Origin of the sequence: Nocardia veterana NBRC 100344, from assembly GCF_000308855.1 — a bacterium.
In the GTDB taxonomy this organism is placed as follows: Bacteria; Actinomycetota; Actinomycetes; order Mycobacteriales; family Mycobacteriaceae; genus Nocardia; species Nocardia veterana.
Genome location: NZ_BAGM01000198.1, coordinates 1 through 23,638 on the forward strand (window position 1 = coordinate 1; position 23,638 = coordinate 23,638).

The window sequence follows — 23,638 nt, forward strand, 5'->3', positions numbered from 1 at the left end:
CGGTCTAACGGGAGCGTCTGTCGATCCCCCTCGAAATATGGCGGGCTATCGATGTGTTCGGCGCCTGGCCTGAGCTGCCTGCAATTCGTCCTTCGGTACGAAGTCCGCGATTTCGTTGCGATCGGAGATCTGCAGCTTCTGAAAGATCGCACTCATCTGCGCGTCGACGGTGCGACGGGATTTGCCGCGTCGGGCAGCAATCTCGGAGTTGGTTCCGCCGGCGGCGGCAAGCAGGGCGACCTCTCGTTCAGCGGCGGTCAGAGTACTCCAGGCCGATGCGTGTGCAGCCGGGGCGGCAGGTCGCCGGGTATCCACCTGGGACAGTGTGCCCAACGCCAATTTATAGACCTCGTCGTATTCGGGCCGGAGGGCTGCGCCCTGCGCTTCTGCGGCATCGAATTGCTTTTCCCCCAACACCTTTCGTGCGATTTCGGTGGCACGAGCCGCCTCGGTACCGAACGGGCCCAGCCGGTTGATATCGACACCCATTTTGCTTCGCATCGTGCGGGTACCGCCGAGAATGTGGGCGGTTTCGACGGCCAGGGCTGTCAGCCGGCGTCGATCTGCATTTCCTTGCGAAAGCATGCTCTGGATCATTTGCGCCAGTGACCAGGCCCGGAACTCGACCGCCCAGAGGCCTCCCCAGTGGTCGCGGGTCTCCACTTGATGGTGCAGCGCTATGCGCTGCAACCGCATCGCTTCGGTGGGATCGCCATATTTGGTGAGAGCAAGCGACCGGGCCAGCTGAGCCCACGACAGCAGCCACGATCCGCCGGATGACGTGGCGCGCTGCAGGTATCGGATGGAGACCTCGTGGGCCTGCGCGGCCGTTCCCAGCACGGCCGCTGAGAGAGCGGCCCACACCTCGCTCATCTCGGAGGGTCCATGGGCACCGAGCCGATCGAATTTCTCCCGGGCGCGCAGCAGGACGGTGATAGCGGCGGGGTCGTGGCGTGCCATCAGCAGCTCGATGCCCCAGGCAAGTTCGGCGGCGGCGGGCAGTCCGAGGTCGATATCCGGAGACTCTCGCCAATTACGCCGAGTGCCCGCATCGGGCAGACACAGCTCGATGCAGTCATCCAGCATCTGTTCCGCGTCTTCGATTCGCCCCAGCGACAGTGTTCTCCAGACCAGCAGTGCCAGCGCCGAGATCTGCAGCCGGGTAGGTTGCGGCGAGTGCGATCGGGACGCGGTGAGTGCGCGCTCGGTCCATTGCCGGATCTCCCAGGACGATTCCCCGAAGAACGGTTGCCGTAGCGTCAGCAAGCCGACACACATCTCGAGCCCGACTACGGATTTTCCGGGTGTCGTCATGCTTCGCTCGAATGCGGCTCGGATGTTGCTCCACGACGCGCGCGCCCAATCCGAAAGATCTCGCTCGGCCGGGCCGAAGTAGTTTTTCTCGGCGAATATGACTTTGTTCCGATAATAGTGGAGATGGCGTTCGGCCAGCCGGGCCGGCTCGTCCACTGAATCGGTCGAGCGTTCGACGAGTCGCTGGTGGGCGAACACACGAAGGTTCTCCAATAGCGAGTATCGAACCGTGGTCACGGTCAGGTGGCGCGATATCAGGGAACGATCGGCCAGCCGATCGAGCAATCCCTCGATTCGGTCGCGCGGCAGTTTCCCGTCCTCGATCGGCCCGGCATCGGGGTCGGCGCAGATTTCCCGGATCGCTTCCAGATCGGCCCCCACCTCCGGTTTGGCCGTATCGGCATCTTGGGGATTGCTGTCGTGGCCGGCGGCGAAGACAGACATTCGATCGAACAGAAGGCGCTCGGCATCGGTACAAAGGTCGTAGGACCAGGCGATGACGTCGTTGATGGCATGGTGACGTGCCTCGACCCCGAGAGTCGCGCGGTGGGACAAGGCGAGTCGCCGCTCGTCCGCAGCACTTGCCTGTTCGAGAATCCTCGCCAGGGGCTGCTGGATCAATCGCCCGGCGGCGAGTCGGACATAGAGCGGGTTGTTGCCCATGTGTGCACAGATTTGAGCCGCCATTGCGATTTGCTTGGAGCTCGTCACGGGATGACCGGTCATCTCGGCGCGCTGCCGGAACAGCGACACGGCCTCGCGGCGTGACAGCGGGGGAACCGCGACCATCTGTTCGTCGATCCAGCCGATAGGCTCGCGGCTGGTCGCCACGATGCTCAGCCGGGGCACCGCGTCGAGCAGATCCGCGATCACCTGCGCCGCCTCGGCGAGGATGTGCTCGCAGTTGTCCATCACCAGTATCGTGGGACGTTCGCGACCACCGGGACCGGTCAGGTTTTCGATCAGCGCGTGCCGCGCCGATCGTCCGGAGTAGTCGGTGGTGAGCACCGATCGCGCGGCTTCTTCTTCGACTGCGGTGACTCCGCAGCCTCGATCCAGTCGGTCCAGCCGCACCCAGGCCGCCGACAGCTGGCGGGTGCGCCGCAGACGCTCGATGGATTCCGCTGCCAGCCTTGTCTTTCCGATCCCTCCCGGCCCCAACAACGTGATCAGGCGCCGATGTCGCGACAGCAAGGTGATGATGGTATCCATCTCGTCCTCGCGGCCCACGAAGCCACTCGCGGAGCTCACCGGGTCGAACGGTTTGTCGTGGCGCGTCGGCATGAGGTCGACAGTACGGCGATCGCTTTCCGCGCATCCCGTCTCGGTGGAAACGATCCGATAAACACGGTCGCCGACCTCGCCGGAGTACCGATGGCGGGCGTATCATCCCGCTGCAGCTTCATTGTCGCTCAGCGGCGGCGTCAGAGCCCGGTGCGGCGCATGAATGTCTCGGCGGCCTGCCGGTCCGGGATTTCCGACACCACAATAAGTGCTCCGCTGTCCATATTGAGGTAGTTGAGCGTGTTCAGGCCACCGCCGTCGACTTTCGCACCGTATGTGGCGAAGGCGTGCGGGGGGTCGTCGCGGATTACTGCATCGCCTGCGGACCTTTTCCGTGCGTCGCGATAGTCCTGCGGTATCGCTATCACTGCCACCTTGATCATCCGGGCCCCCTCCGGATTGTCTACGACACCCGACAGCACCGATGTATCACGGTCGAGTAGGCAGTATCCGCTGACGAGGGCCGGCGTCTCCAGAGGGAGCGGCTCGGTGAAACAGTGTGTCTTCTGCCGGAGAGGCGGTGGCAGCGCGTCTACGAGTACGGCCTCGATCGAGTTGTGCAAATCGCCGTAGCCCGCCTGTGCGGTCGGGGCCGGTGAGAAGGACCGAGCGGCCGCGCTTGCGCCGTGGGCCGTGTCGTCTCGTCGAATGGCAGGCATCAACAGCACGGCCACGATCAGTGCACCGGCCACGGCCGCCACAGCACCGACAATCAGTGTCTTGTGCCGCGCGACAATCGATTTCGTTCCGTCACCACCACTGGTCGGCGACGGCGCTGCCTGGTCCGATGCCGTGCTCGCCGCCTCCCTCGAGGCGGACGGGAGTGGCGAAGAACTACCCGGTGCGGGGACCGAAGGAGCCGAAGTACTCGGTGCATCCGCTGGGCCCGAGGCGGTCGGTGGGACCGGCGGAGCCGAGGCCGCCTGCACGATCGGGCCCACCGTCGTCGCCGAACGCGACCGCCTGGATACCAACTCGACAGCCGATGCGGCGGCACCAGCGAGGATCATGATGGTCGCACCGATGGTGATGGTGCGAACCGCGTTGTCTTTGGTCTCGTGCTGACGCTTGATCTTCTCGTCGTAGGTGTAGGTGTCGACGGTCGCGCCACCGCGCAGGACGTGGCATACGTCGTCGGTTGCCATCGGGCGATGGTTACAGGTCGGCACCGCGTCCGGGTCCGAGAACAGGCCGAACACGCCCGACGCGGTCACGCCGCCCCCGGCCAGCAGTACCACCGTCGCTAGTCCGAGCAGCAGTTTCACCAGCACGCTCCGCCGCCGCTTCATCGCCCGCATCTCCACAACCATCGGGTGGCGTTACCCTCCGTCTCACACCAGCCCACACACCCACGGCGCAGGCCGGCCCGAGTATCGCCGCATAGGTATGGCGCCGGCATCGGGCACCGATAGGTAATGGCGTTATCGAGATGCGTTGCCTTGGCCGGTGGCCTGATCTGCGGCTCGCGGCTCACTGGTGGAACAACGTGTCGTCCGGCGGCCCGCCCGGCAGTGCGAGATCGACCTGATGGACGTACGGCATCGACTCGCTGCCGCCGATCTGGGCGACCGTGTGCGCGGCCGCCGACAGACCGATCCGCACCGCATGGTCGACGGGTAGGCCGGCGTTCAGACCCATCGCAAGCGCGGCGGTGAACGCGTCGCTCGCACCGGTGGTGTCCACCACTCGGGTCGGATGTGCCCGGAACAGCTCGGTGCGCCCCTGATGGTGCACTACGCATCCTGCCGCGCCGAGAGTGACGATGATGGTCGGGACACCCAGAAGTTCGAACAGGCGCTCGGGCAGCTCCTCCCCCGGAGTCGTGTCGGCATCGATCGATGCGGCGGACAGCAATGCTCGCGCCTCCGTCTCGTTCGGCACCAGGACGTCCGCCATCCGCACCGCGTCGAGAGCAGAAGGCTCGCGCGGCAGCGGAGGTTGCAGGACTACCGTCACACCGAGTCGGCGAGCAACGGAGGCGGTTCGAGCGACGACGGAGTAGGGCAGACGGGGGGTCAGCAGGACGAAATCGGCGTTTTCGATCGCCGCGATGTTCGATCCCACGTCGTCGCCGGTCAGATCCAGCTCGGGGGGAGCGTGGAAGACGAACGACGGCTCGCCGTCCGGGCCGACGAGACACGCGACCTTCTCACTCGTGACATCGTTCTCGATCCGCACCCCGGCGTCGCCGATTCCCTCACGACGCAAGGTCTGTCGAATCTCGTGGCCATCGCTACCGATAGCGGAGACCATGGCCACCCTCGCACCGAGTCTCGCAGCCGCGACCGCCTGGTTGAGAGCCTTGCCACCCACTACTTCGCGAAACGATCGAACTCGACGGTACTCCCCCGCGGCCGGAAGTTCGTCGTGCTCGACGACCACATCGATCACGGCGGGGCCGAATACGACAACGCGTGGGCTCCCCAGCAATCCGGTGGTATCTGCTCGATGGTTTTCCGGACGATCGTTGTCGGGATCTGCCTCGTGACCCGGTGGCGCACTGTCGGATTCGGCTCCGGGCGGTGCCTCGGCCCCGTCGCCCGGCTTGCGTTCCGTGTCATCGGAAGCGGTGATACCGCCGGCCTCGATATCCCCCGCCGCAGACCGGGAAGGTTCGAGTAAACCATTGGCCTCGAGATACGACCGCGGATCGGTGTCCCGGTTCAGCAATTCCGTCATAGTGTCCACTGCCGAGGACGTCTCGAGGTATTCGACGATCGCTGCGGCCAGGCGTGCGGCCTCGGCACCGGCTACTGTGGTCAATCGCTTCAACTCGGCCAAGGGGTCGCCGCCGGCCTGCTGAGCAGTCGATTCCCGGACGCCGGTCGGATCGACGAGTCGTGCGGCCTCGGCGGACCGCCGACCGGGCACCGCATCGGCCAGGGTTCGATCACCCTCGATGGCGCGGGCGGTCGCGATCTGCGTGTCGCTCTGCAGGCGGCTCGCCTCGACGAGCCACGATCGCAGCGCGGCCGGGTCGACCCGGGCCAGCTGCGACCATCCCGCGTCGTCGAGCGAGCGCAGATGGTCCTGCAGTCGTTCGACCGGCTGCTGGAGATGCTGTGGCACCGCGAGATCCGACGGCGCGATCCCCAGCAGGCCGGCCAGGGACTCTCGGGCCCGACCGGCCCGTGCGCGTAGGGCCTCCAACGCAGCAGCGCCAGGCTCCGACGACGCGATCCCCAGCCGCGCCGCCACGGCTCGCAGCCGTGCAGCAGCCACTGTGCGCTGGGAATGGGCGTCCTCGGCATCGTGGGCGCCGCTCGGTTCCGGCCGCCGCGGTACCGCTCGGTGGGCCCCAGCCGAGGCTGCCGGTCGGACGCCGGAACCCTCGGATGCCGAGCCGGCGTCCGTTTCCCTCGAAGACCACGGCGTCGACGACCGCGTCGGCTCTACTCCTTCACCTTCCGGTGAGTGTGTGGCAGGCACGCCGCCGGGCGCCTCAGCATCGTCGACATCGGCCGGTCGGGCGGCACCTGGTTCGTCGGTACCCGAGGCCGGGAGTAGCGGCACATCGGAACCTCGTGCGGACGAGCCCGCGACCGGTTCCTCAGTCCTGCCGATGAGCACCTCGGGTTCCGAAGCCACAGCACCTGCTCGATCTCCCTGCCCGCCAAGCTCGCTCCACGGTGTGGGTCGCAAAACCTCTGCCGGAGGGGTGGTCCCGCCACTCGGGAAGTTCGATCCGGAACCCGGTGCAGACGGCTCCGCGGCCGATTCCTCAGGCCCACTGCCGACCGAGCCCCGCGGCCGCCCGCCGCCCTCGTCCGCCTCGGTATCACCGGTGCGAACGGCAAATCGCCCGACCGCGGAGTCGTTGTTTCCGTTGGCGTATCGACCGCGCTCGGGGTCGATGGGTCGTGCGACCACCCAGCGGCCGGCTCGACGGTGACCCGCCCGAGCAAGGGTGGCGCCCCGTCCGGCGGTGATATGGGCGGCGCTGGTGAGAGATTCGTTGGCCTGCCCGGTCGCGGGATCACGATCCAGATAGCCCCTGTGCACCATCCCGGTGGAGACCAATGAGTCGGAGAACTCGGCAGGTAGGCGCACGGCGCCGAATGTCTTCCGGGCGGGATCCATGCCGAGACCGACCACCGGGTAGAAAAGGCGCTGCACTCCGGTCTCGCCCGCTCCGAGCGTGGATACCGTGTCACGCCACGACCCGAAGATATAGACATTGTCCGCTCCGATGCCGAACTCTGCGGCGTGCCGGAGCGGGCCCGTTCCCGGCGACCCCGCGAGGATCACCGAATGGACAAGACCGGCGAGTCTGCCGTCGCGACCGGCATAGCATGTAGTGGTCGATCCATAGCTGAATCCGTAGAGCCGGTTCACGAGCTGACTCCGGTCGGCGGTTCCGGTGCGACGCCGGGTGGCGTGAAATGCCGCGATATCACAGCGCAACCGGATTCCGCCGACGCGTGCGCGACGCCGGAACGCGGCCTTCGCGTACCCGGTATTCAGGGGCCCGGTCGGCGCGGCGTATCCGATCCAGATGATCGATGCCAGCTCGAGCGACGGCTCGACGCGCAGGGTCTCCTCATACAGGTTCCGTAGCGGCTTGAACTGATAGGCCAGCGAGGTGGATGCCGTATTCGTCCCGGGCACATGCCAGTTCACCGTATGAGCGGTGTCCACATTGCCGAGCGCGGCGACGACCTTGCCGTTGCCGTGGAATGCCGTGGAGTCGTAGGACAGCAGGTGCACCGGCGGACTACCCGGCACCTCGGTGGCCTGCATGTCCATCTGCCGCAGGTGATTTCGGACATGGACCAGGTTGCTGAACTGTTTCCGCTCGGCGGCGGTGAGTTCGGTCCGGAGCCAGGCGAGCATTCCCACGCCGACCGGCTTGCGCGCGACGAACTCGTCCAGCTCGCGTCGGATCGCGAGCCGGTTGGCGTGATCACGAATCACGGCGGGAAGGCCGTCGGCGTTACCGATCTGCTGTGGATAAACCTGGATGAGCGCTCGTTGGGCCTTGCTCAGCCCGCCGGGTTCGGCGGGGTCGCTCAGTGAGTCCCACCATCGGCCGATTTCGTTCGAATGGTGTTGTGCGTCCTGCATCGAGGGGCGCTGTTCCCGGCGCCGCAGCTTGTCCGCGCTGTCGAGGCCGCCGGCGCGCAATGCGCCGTCCGCCAGCCGCTGCTGTTCGTCATCGAAACCGTGATCCACGGGTAGCGAGCGCCATTCATGCGCCGGGACCATGTTCGCCTGTGCCGCGTCTTTGCGATCCACCCATTCCGTGATCGCGTCCAGGCATTCGTTGGTCGAATACGTCTGGGTGGCCGCGGAATTCACCTGCTGCACCGCGGCCGGAAGATCGTGCTCCGCACCGAGCTGTTCGCGTTGGAATATGCTTGTGGCCGAACTGTTCTCACTGTCGGCGGGCACTGTCGCCCCGGAGGAGATCCGCGTCGCGACCTGCCGGATGATATCGACCGCGCGTATGTCACGCACGGAGCCTTCGGGATCGAAGGTGGCAGGTGAGGGCGTCGGCCCGAATCTCTGGTTAAGGAGTTGGCGGTCGGCGGCGCTGAGTTCGTCGAGCGCTGTCCGCAATTCTGTCGGAGTGGCCTCGGCCAGCGCGGTGGCCAGGGATGCCTGCAGCCGGTAGTGGTCATCGGCAAGCGCGCTCACTACGCGGCGTGCGGCCAGCAGTGCCATGGTAGCGGCCACTCGACTGCGCGCTCCTCCTCGGACCGGGTTCTGCGCTGCCCGGGAACTCGAATCATAGTGCTGTACAAGATGTTCCAGACGCGCCGGGCTCGCCTCGGCGATCAGTTGCCGCGGATCCGGTGGCTCGGCGCCGATCAGGGCTTTGTACATCGCGGCTCGGAAGAGTCCGAATTCCGGTGTCATGTGCGGCTCGGCAGCACGCGGCGCGGCGACCAGCCGTGCCCGTCGATTTCCGAGCTTGCGGCGGATACCCGCCAGGTGCGCCCGCACATCGCGCTCGGACAGATCGAGCGTCGTCGCAATCTCACTGTGAGTCATACCGAGTCGTACCAGCGAGAAAACCGCTGCCGCGGTGGCCCCGAGCGACGAATCGCCTAGGAGCTCGTGCAGGTCCGTCAACGCCGCACGGGCGTGATCGTCCGAGGGCCCGACCCCGATTCCGTTGTCGGGCAGCACATCCGGGCGTGCGGGGATGTTCTCCTGCACCGTCGCCGAACCTGGACCGGCCGTCTCGTCCCGCGTGCCCGGCTCATCGAACGGCATCGCGGTCCGCGTCGGTTCCGGCCGTCCCGAATGCGTCTCCGCCGGCCGAGCGGCGCCCGCATCCTCTGCCGGGGCAGTCATAGACGGTGGATCGTCCCCCACTGCGGACCCGGTACTCCACGGGGTCGGCGACGGCTCATGCTTCGGCGCGGCCGCTTCCGGAGGCGTCGCCGCATTCGCCTGCCCCGGTTCGGTTGTCGGGTGCGTTGTCTCGGCGTCGTTGCGGGGGCGGGCACCGGTGGACTGCCCGTCCGTTTGCTCACCGCCGGTCTTCGACGCCCACTCCGCCGGAGTGCTCGACGACAAGAACTTCACTCCCCACCAAGAGGATCCCCTCATCAGCTTTGCGCCCAGATCAGGGTCTTCGCCTTTCATCGTGGCGAGTTCATACGGTGTCGGATATGTCTCGACCGGACGCGGCGCCCCTTCGAAACTCCTGAGGTACCTGCCGAGTAATTCGGCATCTTTTTCCGACACCCGTGATTGAAGTTGGGCGATTCTTGCGGTGATCATCTCGAGGGTATCCGGAAGGCATTCGGGGTCCCAGCCGAAACCTGCCAGCGCCCATACCAATCCACCGTCTTCGCCGAGGACGTGCACGCGGACACGATCTACACCGGACCGGCGATAATAAGACTCCATCGCCTCCGTGAAGGCTTTGCCGAATCCGCGGCGCCGGTAAGCCTTTTCGGACAGTTTGAGCCATTCGTGGAGCGCGACCAGTCTGCCTTGTTCGTCGCGGTAGAATTGCCGAGCGACGGAGCCGATATCGCGTCCGCCCGGACCTGCGATTCGCGCGTTCATCTCGATCCATCGAATGCCTCGCGCATCCTTGACATACCACGCTTCTAACCCAAACAGGTAATAGGGACCGTATTTGCCCTCCAAGCCCTTCAGGACGGCCGTCAATACCAAATCGTCAGTTTCGTCCGGACTGATATCGAGCAGGTCGCCGATCAGTGGAAGTTTCGAACTATCGGGTACCGGCCGTTCGCCCCCGTCGTCCCGCACGAGGTCGAAGGCACCGGGGCGCGACGACCCATCGGCTGGTGAATCCCGCGCAGCACCTCGGTCGGGCATCGTCTCCGAAACGTCAGGGTCGCGGCGTGCAACGAGCAGGTCGAGCCACCTGACGATTTCGGGATCATCGATGAGTTTGCGCACGGCTTTCACGGATTGGAGACTGTCTTTCCCCAGCAGTCGCTCGAACATCGAGCCGAATAGCGGTACCTGCTTCTGTTTCTCTTCCCCGAAGGCCGTCACGATCTCGTGCGCTTTGGCCGCTGCCGGCATTCCGGGACCCTCACCCGCAATGACCGCTGCCACGCTTCCTGGGGCAGGAGCTTCGGGCTCGTTCGTTCGATGGGGCTGTGTCCCAGCCGGTTCGGAGGAGGTCCGAGTAGGTCGGTCGCCGTGCCGGGACGCCTCGGGTCGGGTGAAGGTCACGATGACGTTGTGGTGGTAGCCCCGGACGCCGTCGAGGTGGTCACAGCGAATGTCGGTGAACCCGCGACGGGCGGCCATACGCCCTGTGAAGGTGCGACCGGCGGCTTCCTCCGGCGTCATATCCGGATGCTCGCGGAGCAAAGCGTTGAATCTGTCGATATTTGTGGTCAGACCGTCGTAGGCATCTGTCCAGTAATCCTGGATCCCGGTGACGAGATGACCGATCTCGGCCTCCATTTGCGCAACCATCGCAAAACCGCGGGGTGTGCGCGCACTCGCCCTCACCTGCATACGGAGGATGCCGTGCTTGTCGACCGAAGCGAAAATTCCCTCCGGCGGCAGCGGCCTGCCGTCCTCGCCGACTTCGCGCTCCAACCCGTAGTCGTTGTCATAGCGCCGGACAGCTGGTGAGCCGAAGTACTCGGCTACCGGATCGCTGTGCCGTGCCCGTTCGGCGACGGCGTCGCCGTCATCCATTGGGCGGCTGCCGACGCCGGCGAGCACCCGCGGTTCGTCCGCCTGCACCGATTCGCCGGCGTCGTCGATTTCTCGGACCAGTTGCGGGGGTACGTGCGTCTTCTGTCGGGTGGTGTCCTGATCGGCCGAGTCCGGAGCGAGATCGCCGTGCCGGTCGAAATCGATGGTCCAGAAGCCGCGCTCGGAGAGATTGTTGATGAACTTCTGCTGTTCACGCTGCCAGAGCCCGAATTCGACGGCCTTGTCCAGCAGCGCCCGGGCGTCTGTGAGGTCTCCGGGGCCGACGGCACGGTCGGGCGTGCTGTCCCGGGACGCCTCGAGGTCCACCACCACCAGGTTCGGTTCGTCGTCGCGTTCACTGTCGTTGACCAGTAGCACCAGGTGGCTATCGGCCAGGTCGCTGTCCTGTTCGGCAGAGTTCTTCCACTTGTAGACCAGGACCTGAATGCCACCCGGGCGCCGTTTCAGAGGTTCCACGGCCTGCTCCAGCGACCTGGATAGGTTATGCGAACCGTTGCGGAACGACGATTTGATGGTGGCCCAGTTATGCCCCCGCAACGGAATTTCGCCGGGCGGCATCGTAAAGCGGTCCGCGTTCTTCGGGCACAACACCCGCATGGCGGTCACGCCGTTGTTGACGCATCTGTTCCTGCTGTGTCGAAATATGTGGATCACCAGGTCGAGCAGCGCCGCGTTGGCAAGATAGCGCGACGCCGCGGCTACCGTCTTATCGGCGACCGTCTTCTCGGCGGTGTTCTTGACGACGGTGTCCTCGGGGACGGGGTTCTCGGCGACCTGGTTGTCGGCGACAGCGGTGTCGACCGGGAGTTCCCCGGCCACCGACGGGCCGGCGTGAGCCCGGTCTGTGATGCCGGCATTCGTGCCGGTAGTGAGATGCATGTCGTAGCCGGCCGGTTGCCGCGCGGCGGCCTTGCCCAGCACCTCCTGGGCCTTCGCTACGGTGACATCGGAATCGGCAACACCCAGGGCTTGGGCCAGCTCGTGCTGGGCGATGGTGGTGGCGGCACCGACAAGCCGCAGACCTTCCGCTCCCTCGATCTCGGCGGGTTTCCAGCCGACCGCCTCGGCCAGCCGATCACGTCGAGATGTGAGCTCACCGAGCGCCTGCTCGTCGCCGAGTGCGTAATACTCCGCTGCCCCGGGGGCGGACGCGTCGAGTCGCTGCCTCAGCGCCGCCGCGGGTGGGAGCGGGAGCCTCGCCCGATCGACCAACCCGAGTGGGGGATGGCCACCGCTTCGGCTGAGCGGCTCTTGTCGGCCGAGCTCATCGTTGCGCTCGTTCGGCGACGTCGTCGGAGGTGCGTTCGCTTGATGGGTTCGGGTGCGTGCTCCCGAGAGGAGGCGCTCGTCGACAACTCGTTGCATCGTCGGCGAAGCGTCCCGACGCAGGTCGCGTATGGCCTGCTTCAGGTCATGGTTCGCCTCCCTGAGCGCCGCTCGCCGTTCGGGTGTGGGTTCCTCCCGGTATGCGGTCGCGGCATGCCGATGCGTCTCGACCGCTTCCTGGAAGTGGATGACCTGCCTGACGACTCCATGGTCAGCGACAGGGGCCCAATAGTCCTCCGGCGAATACCAGTGCTGCACAGTGCCCGGGGTGCCGCCGGCTTCACGGGGGCCTTTGCCGCCGCGCCCGATTCGGCCGTCGCCTTGGATGACCGCTCGCTCTCCGTACCCGGCACCGCCGACGAACTTGCCGGACAGACCGCCTTGGGCGATAGCTCGCTCGATCGTCTTGTAGTCGGTTCCGCGCATGCGGCTCTTGTTGACGAAGACGAGTTTCGCCTCGTGCCGGTTCCTGTTGCCGAAATCGTCCACGATGGCCTTACCCACGCGTTCGGCCTCATCACCGCAGCCGTGATCGTCATCGAAACGCGCGTCCAGGACGTCGTATTTCAGCTTGACTCCGGCACTTTCGAATTCTTCGGAGATGGTCAGTCTGGCGTCGCACGCCACGATGGCGCGCACCTGCTGATCGGTCAGCTGGTCGACCCAGTCGACCACGCCTTTCGTATGGTCGTGGCCTTCCTTGTCCGTCCAGCCGGACAACTCGATCTGGTTGCCATCCTTGTCGATCCGGATATCGTCCCCGCGAAGATTCCTGTTGTCGAAACTGCCGACAACCTGATCACGTCCGGCCATTCGGACGCCGGCTACACAGCCGTCCGTTTCGACCGGTCGGCCATCGGTGCCGACAACCCGGCCGGCCCTGTCGACCAGCACATTGCCGTCCCTGTCGACCAGCACATGGCCGGCCCTGTCGACCAGGTTGCCGTCCCCGTCGACCAGATGGCCATTCCTGTCGACGAGCGCCGTGCCGTCCTCGTCGACCAACACGTTTCCGGCCTTGTCGACCATCCGGCCGTCCTTGTCGACCAGCACGTTGCCGTCCCTGTCGACCAGAATGGTGCCGTCCCGGTCGATTACGTTGCCGTCGTGGTCGACCAGGTGGCCGTTCCTGTCGAGCACATGGCCGTCGTCGTCGATCAGCACCGTGCCGTCCTCGCCGGCCAGCACATTGCCCTTCCGGTCGACCAGCTCGATCTTCGCGTCCCGCAGAATGCTGCGCGCCAGGTGCTGCAGTTTGTCGTGCGCCGTATCGAAGTTCAGATCCTGCAGGTGCTTCACCTGCGACTTGTAATAGGGGTCGATCTCCGTGACCGGGCCCTTGATGATGCCGCGCTCGAAGAGTTCTTTCTCGACCACTTTCCCAGTTCCCGAATGCCCCTCGGTGTCCTGCAGACGCCGGGTGCCGATCAGCTGAGCGTCCGACACGTGCAGCGCACCCTCCGGCAGGTTCGCCTTGACCGGCACACCGGCATCCAAGTCGAGGAACTGCTGAACGCCCTGGTATCGGGTCTCGGACTTCTTTTTCGAGTCGGCCATCACCTTGTCGGTCGTCTCCGACGCCAATGTCTTGGTCTTGTACGGCTCCTCGGCAGTGTCGCCGTGGCCCTTGATCCAGTCGCTGTTACGCCGAGGCCCCCACTCGGCCAGCGCCCGCTGGCCGTACCTCTCGATGAGCGCATGGTCGGAGGCGGTGATCGGCGGCCCTTCCACCCGGTTGAGTTTCTCGATGACCGCAGCGTCGACCTGCACCCGCCAGAATCCCCGGGTGTGCTCCGGTTTGCCGAAATCCGCGGCCGTCAAGGGATCGGCGGGCAGGGCGGTGGCCGCCCGGAACCGGTCGGTGACTCGCTGCAGCAACTCGACCTCCTCCGGCGGCGCTTCCTCGTTGCCGCCCGGCACCAAGACGGATTCCTCGCCGTCAGCCAGGGTGTCGAATTCGTCGGCGATATGCTTCCCATCCGGGAACGGGTCGAACCGATCGTCCAGGTTGTGCCGTGCCGCGGCCTCATCGAATATCTTCGCCATCTCATCGATGTTCGGCCGCTCCTCGTTGAACCAGCCCCGCAACGCGGCAACCTCCTCCGGCGTCGCACCAGCATCGCCGAGACGATTCAACATCCTCGACTCCTCATGCAGCACAGCCTCTTTCAAGTCACGCATCGTGCCGACAACGATGTGGCCCACGCCCTCCTCCGGCACCGGCAATCCGCCCTCGGTCGACATCCGATCCACCTGCACCCGGGGGCCGCCGATCTCCGACCGCTGGAATTTCCCGAATTCATCGATCAGATCCTTGACCTGATTGTCACCACTGGTCGTCACGTACACGCGGCCCGATTCTCTGGCCGTCAGCCACGCCTTGACGACCGTCACCAGCCCCTTGCCCTCCCCTGTCCTGAGGTTGGACCAGCGCGACGCGATAGCCTGCAGTTGGGTATCGCGCAGATCCCGTCCCTCCGAATCGGCCCGGCGGATGTATTCCCTGGCAGCGGCGAAACGCTCCGCAGGTGTGCCATCGTTCAGACTGTCCAAGACCTTCGAGTCGGGGATTCGCTGCACCACCTCATCCGACCGCCAGGCTTCGGCGTCATAGGCGTTGGCGGCCTCCAGAAACGCCGAGAGCGCCTCCTTCTGTTTGGTCGACACCGCCGCGAATGCCCTGTCCCGATCCAGCAGCCCCGCGTCGAGGGCATCCATGTCCGCCCGGCCGACCTCGTTCAGCACGGCAAGGCGATCGTTGAGCACGTCCAATCCGACCGGCCGAAACTCCTCCTGGGCTTCCGTGTACTCCGCGGTACAGGCGTCCAGCTTCTCTTTCAATTCCCCCAGCAACTGCGCCTGCGCCTCGGACTCCCGAGCATCCAGCCACTCGCGCAGTTCCCTCTCTCGCTTCGAAACCGCCGACTCGAAGGCGGCATCCTCCGCCGCACCTGTGTGCTCACGACCGAACCAGCGTGTTATCCGGTCCGTCAAAGATGGTCGACCGGCGCGGAATTCCGATTCCCTGAACTCACGCGCCTCGCGCTCGAAGCCACCGTATTCGGATCTGGCCGCCTCGAGTTCAGCACGATGATCGCCGGGCGCCGCACGCAGTAGCGCCGCACGCTCGACCATCTCTTCGCGCAGCCGGCTTATCCGCTCGTCGATGTCCGAACGCAGCCGTTCGAGATGCTCCTCCCGAGGTTCGCTACTGTGTGACTCCTTGTCGTATTCGTTTCGGCTGTCCTGCCATGCTTTCCGCGCTGCGGTGACCCGCCCCTGCACTGCCTCGATGCTCTTGCCGAGCTCACCACGCACCCGGGCTTCATGATTGGCCACCTCACCGTGAAAGGCCGTGCGGCTCTTCTCCCACTGCTCCCGGGTCTTCGTGAGGTGATCGCGGGCCGATTCGAGACGCGTGCCGGTTTCGGCAAGTACACTCGCCCGATACTCGTCTGCCGCAGCGATATTCGCATTCGACTGCGCTTGCGGTTCGTCGATGCGCTCATCCGAGTCGCGATCCGCAGTGCTGGGATCGTCGCCCTCCGCGGGTCGGGTGCCCGCTTCGGTCACCGGCTGCTCGCTCGCCGAACCATGTGCTGCTGCAGCATCTTCGTTCGGCGAGACCTGCTCGACGGTTCCGGCCGATAGCCGCCCAGCAGTCGACACTGCAGTCGAGTCCGCGCCGACAGGCTTCCCGGTGCGTCCCTGCTCACCGTTCAGCGATCCATGATCAGCAGTGCCAACTGATGTGTGCGTGCCGCCGGATGCCACCGCAGGGTGTGCGCCGGCCGATGTCTCCCGGTGAGATTCGACGGTGAGGTTGCGCTGTTTTCCCGGCCAGCCATGCGCTTCGTTCCCCGCTGTTCGATGATCGCCCGGGGCAGCGATCGTTTCGAGCTCTCTGCCGGCCGGTCCACTCGCCGAAATCCTCGGCGGCGGAGCGGTTTCCCGACCGGCCTCGATCGGTCGCGGCGTTACCGTGTGCGTGCTGGGCGCCGGTTGGTTCCGTGGCAGGGCCTCGACCGGGGCCGGCTTTTCGGGCCGAGGCGATGCCTGTGCGGACTGGCCCCGCTCGGCCGGATCACGACGACTTGCCTCACGGTGTGCGGTCGGCGGTGAGTCATCGGACCGGGATCCTTGGGGCGCGGTGGACTCGGTCTTCGATCCGGGCGTGGGCGTCGGGATACGCTCGCTCTCCGCGGCCGCTGCCCCGGGTGTTTCCCGCCACTCGGCCTTCGCATTGTCCTGGACACGCTTCGCTTCCGGTGATTTCTGGACCGGCGCGGTCGCCGACTCCCGGACCGCGCTGTTGTTCCGGTCCAGGGCGTGGCCGGTACCGACCCGATCGGGCCGGGTGAAAGGGCCGCCACCGTCGACCCGCGCGCCCGGTCCCGAATGGGCCGCGGGGTGGGCATGAACGGCTCCGGCGAACCCGCCGTTGAGCAAGGGTGCCAGCACTTGGCCGAAGTTCTGCGGCCATCCCGTCACCACGGTCGCCGCCAGGAGGCCCGTCCCGGCGCCCACTCCCCCGTTGACCAGTCCCTGCAGCACCAGGCTGCGCTGCAACCGATTACCGATCGTCGGCGCGAACTGGGCCGTCAGTTTCGGTATTAACCGGCCCGCGAACATTCCGCCGAGGGCGCCACCCACACCCGACGCACCCGCCGCCCACAGCGATTCGGTATCGATTCCTCTCGGGTTCTCACCGTTCGGGCCGATCGCGACCGGGTCCCGGTATCCCCGCAGCACCTGCCACCCTTGCACGCCCGCATCGACGGCCACCGGAAGGGCTGCTGCCTTGCCCAAACCGACCGCCAATCGCGGCGCCCACACGGCCGCCCGCCGGATCGCCGTTTCCGTCCCGACCTGGCGGTAAGCCTGTTTCAATGCCGTCGCGATCCGCTCGTAAGCCTGTTTCAAGGCCGCACGCATCCCGATGAACTCGGCTCGGCCCTCGGCCAGCGTCGATTCCACCGCCGGCGCCGCGGCCAGTTGCCCGCCCGGCCCCGCCACGGCGGCGGCCGCCAGAGTCCGTGCGATCCGCCAGACCAATGCGATACCGAAGGCGTACATCACGCACAGCGTCTTCTCCGCATCGTTGGCCGCGGCATCCACCTGGTCGGCCATGAACAGTGCGTCGTCCCGCAGCGTGCCCGCCCCTTGCCTGTGCGTGCGCAACGCCTCGCGTACACCGTCGCCGAACGCGCCTACCGAATCCAGCTGCGCCGATATCCTGGCCAGGTCCGCTGCGTGAAAATCCAGCGATGCCGCCCCGGCCCGCAGGTCCGCAGCCATCGACCGCATCCGCGACACGTCCTGGCGCGGCAGCTCCCCAGCGAACACCGCCATCTCGACCAGCTGCCGCAGGCCGGAGGGCAAACTGTCGAACAACTCCCGCAGCTGAACCAGCGGATTCGACGACACCGATTCGCCCATCAGCGGCTACACCCGAGACGAACAAGCACCGACCAGTACCGCATGCAACGCTTTGGCCTGCGCACCCGCCGCATTCCCGTGCAGCACCACATCGGCGAAGGCGGCGCCGAGGGCCTGCTCGGCATCGAAAGGAGCATCGGCCGGGCCACCGGTCAACTCCGCACGCCACTGCCGATAACCACGCACAACTTCACCGAGCGAACGGAGCCGCCACGATTCCGAACGCAGGAACTCTCCGATCAAGACCTTCTGGGCCGTCTTCGACGCGACACTGCCACCGGCGGCATTCAGCGCTCGGCCGAACTCACGCAACGTCGCCGACCGGACCCGGGTCCCCTGCGGCTCTCCAGCGTGGTCGGGTGCGCTTGCCGCGCCCTGATCGAGTGTGATCGACGGTCCCGCATCGACATCCGGGTCGTCGTCGGTTCGGGCACTCCATCGGACCTTCGCCGGGTCGTCGCCGAGGTCGGCAATCCGCACGACTCTCAGCACGATCATCGGGTAGTCGGTGAGTACGCGATCTACGGTGGACACGAATTCCCGTACTGCCGGGATCCGTAGACCTGGTTGGCCGAACCCGGCTACGCCGACGCCGTGCCGCCGAGCCAGGTCGCGCGCCAGCAACTCCAGTACGCCCGGCTTCGGGGTCTCGGGTCGGTCGCGTCCGCCCGGTCGCTCGGGGTTGCGCTTCGGCGGCGTGGGACCCGGCCGCGGGCCCGGCTGACGCGACTGCTCGGCGCTGTTCTCGCCGGGCGTCCCGGATGACTGCCTGTTCCACGGAGTCGCCCTGTCTCCGGCGCCGGTCGAGGGCCGGCCGCCGCGCTCGGGCGGCACTGTCACGCGAGGCGCATCGGATGCGTTCGCCGAATTCAGCGGCGCGCCAGATGCTTTCGGGGTGCCGGACGAAGTCGGCGTTGGGGGCCCGTCGCGTCCGGGAACACCCGTCGGCGGTCGGGGCCCACGGCGATCCGCCTGTGGCGCCGAGACATCCGGACGATCCTGACCACCGCCGGAAGACCGTGCATCCTCCCGCGGTTCGGATCCACTCCACGGCGTGGATTGTCCGCCATCAGGATTCGGTTTCGGCGGGTCGGCCTGGTCGCCGGACCGGGGACGTGCAGGGAGACGGGCGCGGTCGGCGGGACCGGACCGCCCTGCCGAGGTCCGTCGTTCGGCCGCTCGAAGGGGCTCCTCGGCTGTGTGCGGACGGACCTCCGCGCCATGATCGGCCGCGGGGCGACTCTGGTGACCGCCTCCTGGATCTGCCTCGACGGCACGACCCACAGCCGCGGCATGGTCGTGGTCGTGGGCCTCGAATTGGTGTGCCGCATCGATGATCGCGTTCGCTGTGCTGTGCAGGTTGTCCCGCATCACTCCCAGGCCGGCCAGCAGCTGATCGGCGTGCGGTGTGAAGTCCTCGGCGAACGCAACGCCCAAATCGTCGTCCCCCCAACACCCATAGGAGTGGGTGAGGCAGTCGCGCAGTGCCGCGTAGGTGCTGTCCATGCGGTCGCCGAGCTCGGCCACCTGTGCACCCTCGCGACGGAGGGTGTCGGGGTCGAGCTGGAGTCGATCGTTCACGGCACCGCCCGGTTCCGGCTGACGCGGCCGCCCTGGCGAGACCGGTACCGCCGCGCGAAACCTGCGGTGAACTCCGACAGCGGCACCGACGAGGTGGAGCGCTCCACGACACCGTCATCGGCGACATAGAAGACGGCACGATCCACCGCGATCACGCCCGGGGGCACTGGCGAACGCACCAGCCAGCCCACATCGATACGGTCGGCCCGCAGCCCCGACAGCGGGTAATCCGTTGTGTCGTAACCGCGTTGACGAATGTGATCGCGAACGCGATCGATCGCTTCCATCTCGCCGACCCGGCCCGTTTGTTCGGCGAGCAAGCCCGCGACCATGAATTGGTACAGCGCACCGGCGATATCGGCGTTCTCACCGAGAGCCTTCGCCACGACCCCGCGAGTCACCGATCCGCACTGGGCGGCCGTCACCAGCCGATCAGCTGCGATGCGGGCCGCATCGTCCTGCTCGCCGGACAGTTCACCTATGACAGCCGTCACCGTGTCGGCAGTCCATATCGCGGGCATCGCCGGTGCGCAATCCGACATCGGCGCCGACTCGCCTCGATACCACTGCCCGTTGTCCCACCAATAGCAGAACGACAACAGCCCGACCGCCACACGTGGGTCGAGGACCGGATCCGCCACCCAATCCGGCGCTCCCGCAAAGAAGTTCGGCATGGGTGCGCCGGAATTGTAGGCAGCGTCCAATTCCGGCGCGTTCCACACACCGCCTGAGAGCACCGCTCGGTCGCCGGGCAGCAAGGTCAGGATCGCCCCACAGCGTGCGGCGCTTTCGAACATGCCCACCGAGGGGACAACTCGGGGGCCGTGCTGGGATCCGGCCGCCACGAACGCCGCCGACAAGACGGCCCAGCGGGCCCATAACGTCGAAAGATCCGGCAATTCGTCGGTCACCGCGACCGGGTGCACGCCGGTGCGCTCATCCACCAAGGATCGTTCCGTCGCATAGCGCGGGGGTCTGGATTGCGGTACGCCGCGCCCGATATAGGCCGCCAGCCACACCGGTATTCGTTGCCGCGGATAGTGTTCCAGGTCAGCGAGATAGGCTTCCGGTGCGAACAGTTGCTCACCGGGAAACGGCTCGGCGCCGCGATCGGCGACGACCTCGGCGCCGTCGGCGTCGATGCGCACCAGCAGCCGCCACCACGGCCCATCACCCGAATCCGCCGACAGCACCCGGTGCCGGTGCACCGCATCGCGAAGCGCCTCCGATGCCTGGAACCGTACCGGCCCGGCCCCGCAGTCCGCCGTCAGAAGGGCGGAGTCCGCCGCAACGGTCACCGCGAACGAGGCATCCAACCGTTGCCAGCCGACTGGGGCGAGTTCACGCAGACCGTGCACGATCCGATCGGTCAGGTCGGCGTGATCGTCGCCAACTGCCTTGGTCATTCAGCACTCCCGCTCCCCGCACGCTACGAGTTGTTGTGCACCGGTGCTCGTTCGCTCTCGCAGCGGCGTTCCCTCACGACGCCGCCAGGTCATGGCCTGACCGGGCCTTATCGAGCGTAGATACGTAAGTAACTCTGGGGCATCGGCATCCGACGTAGGCAAGGTCCGCGGTGGTTCGCATCGCTGGATCGAACGGGAGCGCTGCCGGTATTGCGCCTGGGTTGGATGTGATCGAGCTGATCGTCACCACCCGCGCCGCCGGTCGCATACTCTTCGTCTGTCACGAGCCAGACCAACTCGTTCCCCCATGGGGCGACGATCTATCGGGGCCTTCGTCCCGGCGGTCTACGGGTCGCCGCGTCGTTGACCTTTTCTCTGGCGTCTGCGGGAACGAAGTCTACGATCTCGTTTCGCGAACCGATCTGCAGCTTGGTGAGAATCGAAGCGATTTGCGCGTTGACAGTTTTGAACGAACTGCCGCGGATGGCCGCGATGGCGGTGTTCGCCCAGCCCGCCGCGGCGAGGACGGCCACCTCCCGTTCCGCCGACGACAGCTCGCTCCATTGGGTGGGTTGGCGCCGCTGGGCCGGATGGCCGAGGGATGGACCGTTCACGGGCAAGGTGCCGAGCGCCAGCTGAACGACGTCACCGGATTCGGCGCGCAGCATCGATCCTTCACGTTCCGCGGTGGCGAAAGCCTTGTCCCCGAGCACGTTTCGCGCCGCAGCCATCGCCTGCTCCGTTTCGGTGGCGAACGGCCCGAGGTTGGCGATGTTCACACCCAGCTGCCGGCGCAGCGACCGGACGCCACCGGCGAGCGTCGCGATCTCCGATGCCGCGCGGACCGTCGAGTGGGGCTGGGCACCCTGTGCGGCACGGGTGTCGGCGATCACCCGTGCCAACGCCCACATCCGGAAATGGACCGACCAGCTCGCTCCCCATCGATCTCCGATCGACAACTGTTTCGCCAATGCGCTGCGCCCCACGGCCAAGGCTTCCTGTGGGTCGCCGTGCTTGATCAGCGCGATCATCCAGGCCAGCTCCGCACAGGACTGTGTCCACGCAGCGCCGGATCGGTTGGCGCGGTCGAGGTATCCGCGCGCGATCGGCAATGCCTGCGATCGGGTGCCGAGCAGTCCGGCGGCCATGGCATGGAAGAACTCGCTCATCGCCGAAGCGCCGCAGTTGCCGATGTCGTCGAATCGTTCGCGCGCGCGTGCCAGCACGGGCACCGCAGCCGGATCGCCGGTGAAAAGCAGTTCCGTACCCCGGGCGAAGTCGACGGGTGCCGGCAGTACGAGGTCGGCAGTGGAATCACCGCGCCAGGCTGCGATGGCCTCCTGGTCCGGCAGACACGTGGCGACGCAATCGTCGAGAAGCCGCGCGGCTTCGCCGGGCACGCCTTGGCACATGGTGAGCCATGCGATGAGTGCCATTGCGGTGGTTTGCAATTCGACCGGCTGCCGGTCGAGTGCGCGTGTGGCTTCCAACGCCCGCAACGCCCATTGGCGGGCCTCGCGCAGTGTCCCGGTGAAGAACGGCAGCCGCAATGCGATCATGCCCGCCGCGATCTCCAGTCCGGCGACGGCCTCCCCTGATCCGGCGAGACTGCTGTCCATCGCGGTGAGCAGGTTGTCCCATGCCGCACGCGCCCACTCCAGCTGGTGTCGTTCATCCGGCCCGAACCATTCCGCACCCGCGTGGACGATCATGTCCCGGTAGTACCGTCGATGCCTGGCGGCGAACCGTTCCCATTCCTTGCCGCCGGCACGCTCGCGCAGTCGTTGCCGGGCAAACAGCCGCAGACTATCCAGCAGTGAATATCGGACGGCGGTCGGCGTTCGGTGGATGGTGACCAGTGATCGGTCGACGAGCCGCTCGAGTAATTCCTCGATCTCGTCGGGAGCGATGACCGAGCCGTCGTCATCGCAGCATACGGCCTTGATCGCGGCGAGGTCGGCCCCCGCTTCCCGGCCCGGCATCGGGTTCTCCAGTTCGGAATCGGTATCGCATCCGGAGGCGAAGACCGACAGGCGCTCGAGAAGAAGCCGCTCCTTGTGCCGGCACAGATCGAACGACCAGGCGATGGCGTCGGTGATGCGCCAATGTCGTTCCTCGGCGCCGACGCGTGGCTCGGCCGGCCATTGCAGCCGCCGGTCGTCGTCCTCTCCGGTGAGATCGCGCCGGATCATCGTGAGCGGTTGTCGCGTCAGCCTGGCCGCCGCCAGACGGATGAAAAGCGGGTGATTGTGCAGACGGCGGCAGATCGACTCGGCAATCGCGAGGTCCTCATCTGCTATCGGACGTCCGGTCAACTCCGCTCGGGAACAGAACAGCGTCAGCGCTTGCTCGTGCGAGAGCGCGGGCACCGGTACCAAATGTTCGTCGATCCAGCCGATGCGCTGACGGCTGGTGGCGAGCACGGTCAATCCGGGCACCGCATCCAGCAGCTTGATAATGACCTCGCCCGCGCCTGCCAGCACATGTTCGCAGTTGTCCACCACCAGGATCGTTTGCCTCACTCGGCGGGAACCATCGGTATCGGTCAGCGTTTCGACCAGAGCGTCCCAGGTCGACCTGTCCGAGAAGTCGCCATCGATGATCGCGTGCGCGAGTTCCTCCGCGACGGCGGCCGCGTCCGAGCCGGGAGACAGCCTCGACAATCGAGCCCAATGCGGCCGGATGCGCCGTGCTTTGTGGTAGCGATGCAACGCTTCGGTCGCCAACCGCGTCTTACCGATACCGCCGGATCCGATCAGGGTGATCAGCCGAGTTCCGGCCAGGAGCGACATCGCGATTTTGTTCAGTTCGCGTTCTCGTCCCACGAAGTTTCCGGGCATTGCCGGAAGGGAACTGCGATGTGAGAGACCTCGCGCTAACACGTTGCACAGCCTAACCACATAGTCGTCGCTACATGCGGTTGCCGACCGAGGTGCAGGATGCCACTGTTCCCGTGTCTACGGTGGCTGTTCTGTCAGCGATACCGGCGATGTAGTGCACGCCGGCCGGACGGGGCGTTGTCGGGCAGGCCGGCGTGGCAGGGCTCAAGGGGTTCGGCCGGGCACATTTGTCGCCGCCGGCACATTTGTCGACACGGAAGTGGCAGCAGGCCGAGTTGCGATTAC

The 23,638-nt window shown here is 66.3% G+C and carries 6 protein-coding genes; all 6 read right to left on the reverse strand.

From position 1 onward, the window contains the following. Positions 1–45 precede the first annotated feature (45 nt). Positions 46–2,598 carry an AAA family ATPase gene (locus tag ON37_RS27335; RefSeq protein WP_040723580.1) on the reverse strand — a complete coding sequence of 851 codons (2,553 nt, stop codon included), beginning with the start codon at positions 2,596–2,598 and terminating at the stop codon, positions 46–48. A gap of 140 nt (positions 2,599–2,738) precedes the next feature. Next, positions 2,739–3,908 (reverse strand): hypothetical protein, encoded by a 1,170-nt coding sequence (locus ON37_RS27340; RefSeq protein WP_157171620.1) that lies wholly within the window; start codon positions 3,906–3,908, stop codon positions 2,739–2,741. Between the two features lie 160 nt (positions 3,909–4,068). Further along, the gene (locus tag ON37_RS27345) at positions 4,069–17,526 is read right to left on the reverse strand and encodes a PfkB family carbohydrate kinase (protein ID WP_040723582.1); all 13,458 of its coding nucleotides are present in this window, start codon (positions 17,524–17,526) and stop codon (positions 4,069–4,071) included. Between the two features lie 6 nt (positions 17,527–17,532). Then, positions 17,533–18,060: a hypothetical protein gene (locus ON37_RS33195; protein WP_157171621.1), complete on the reverse strand. Its 528-nt coding sequence runs from the start codon at positions 18,058–18,060 to the stop codon at positions 17,533–17,535. Positions 18,061–19,103: 1,043 nt separating this feature from the next. Further along, on the reverse strand, positions 19,104–20,513 hold the full coding sequence (locus ON37_RS27355; RefSeq protein ID WP_040723584.1) for a hypothetical protein: 1,410 nt from the start codon (positions 20,511–20,513) through the stop codon (positions 19,104–19,106). Between the two features lie 320 nt (positions 20,514–20,833). Next, a complete protein-coding gene (locus tag ON37_RS27360) occupies positions 20,834–23,353 on the reverse strand; it encodes a LuxR C-terminal-related transcriptional regulator (protein WP_040723585.1) in 2,520 nt (839 codons plus the stop codon). Between the last annotated feature and the right edge of the window lie 285 nt (positions 23,354–23,638).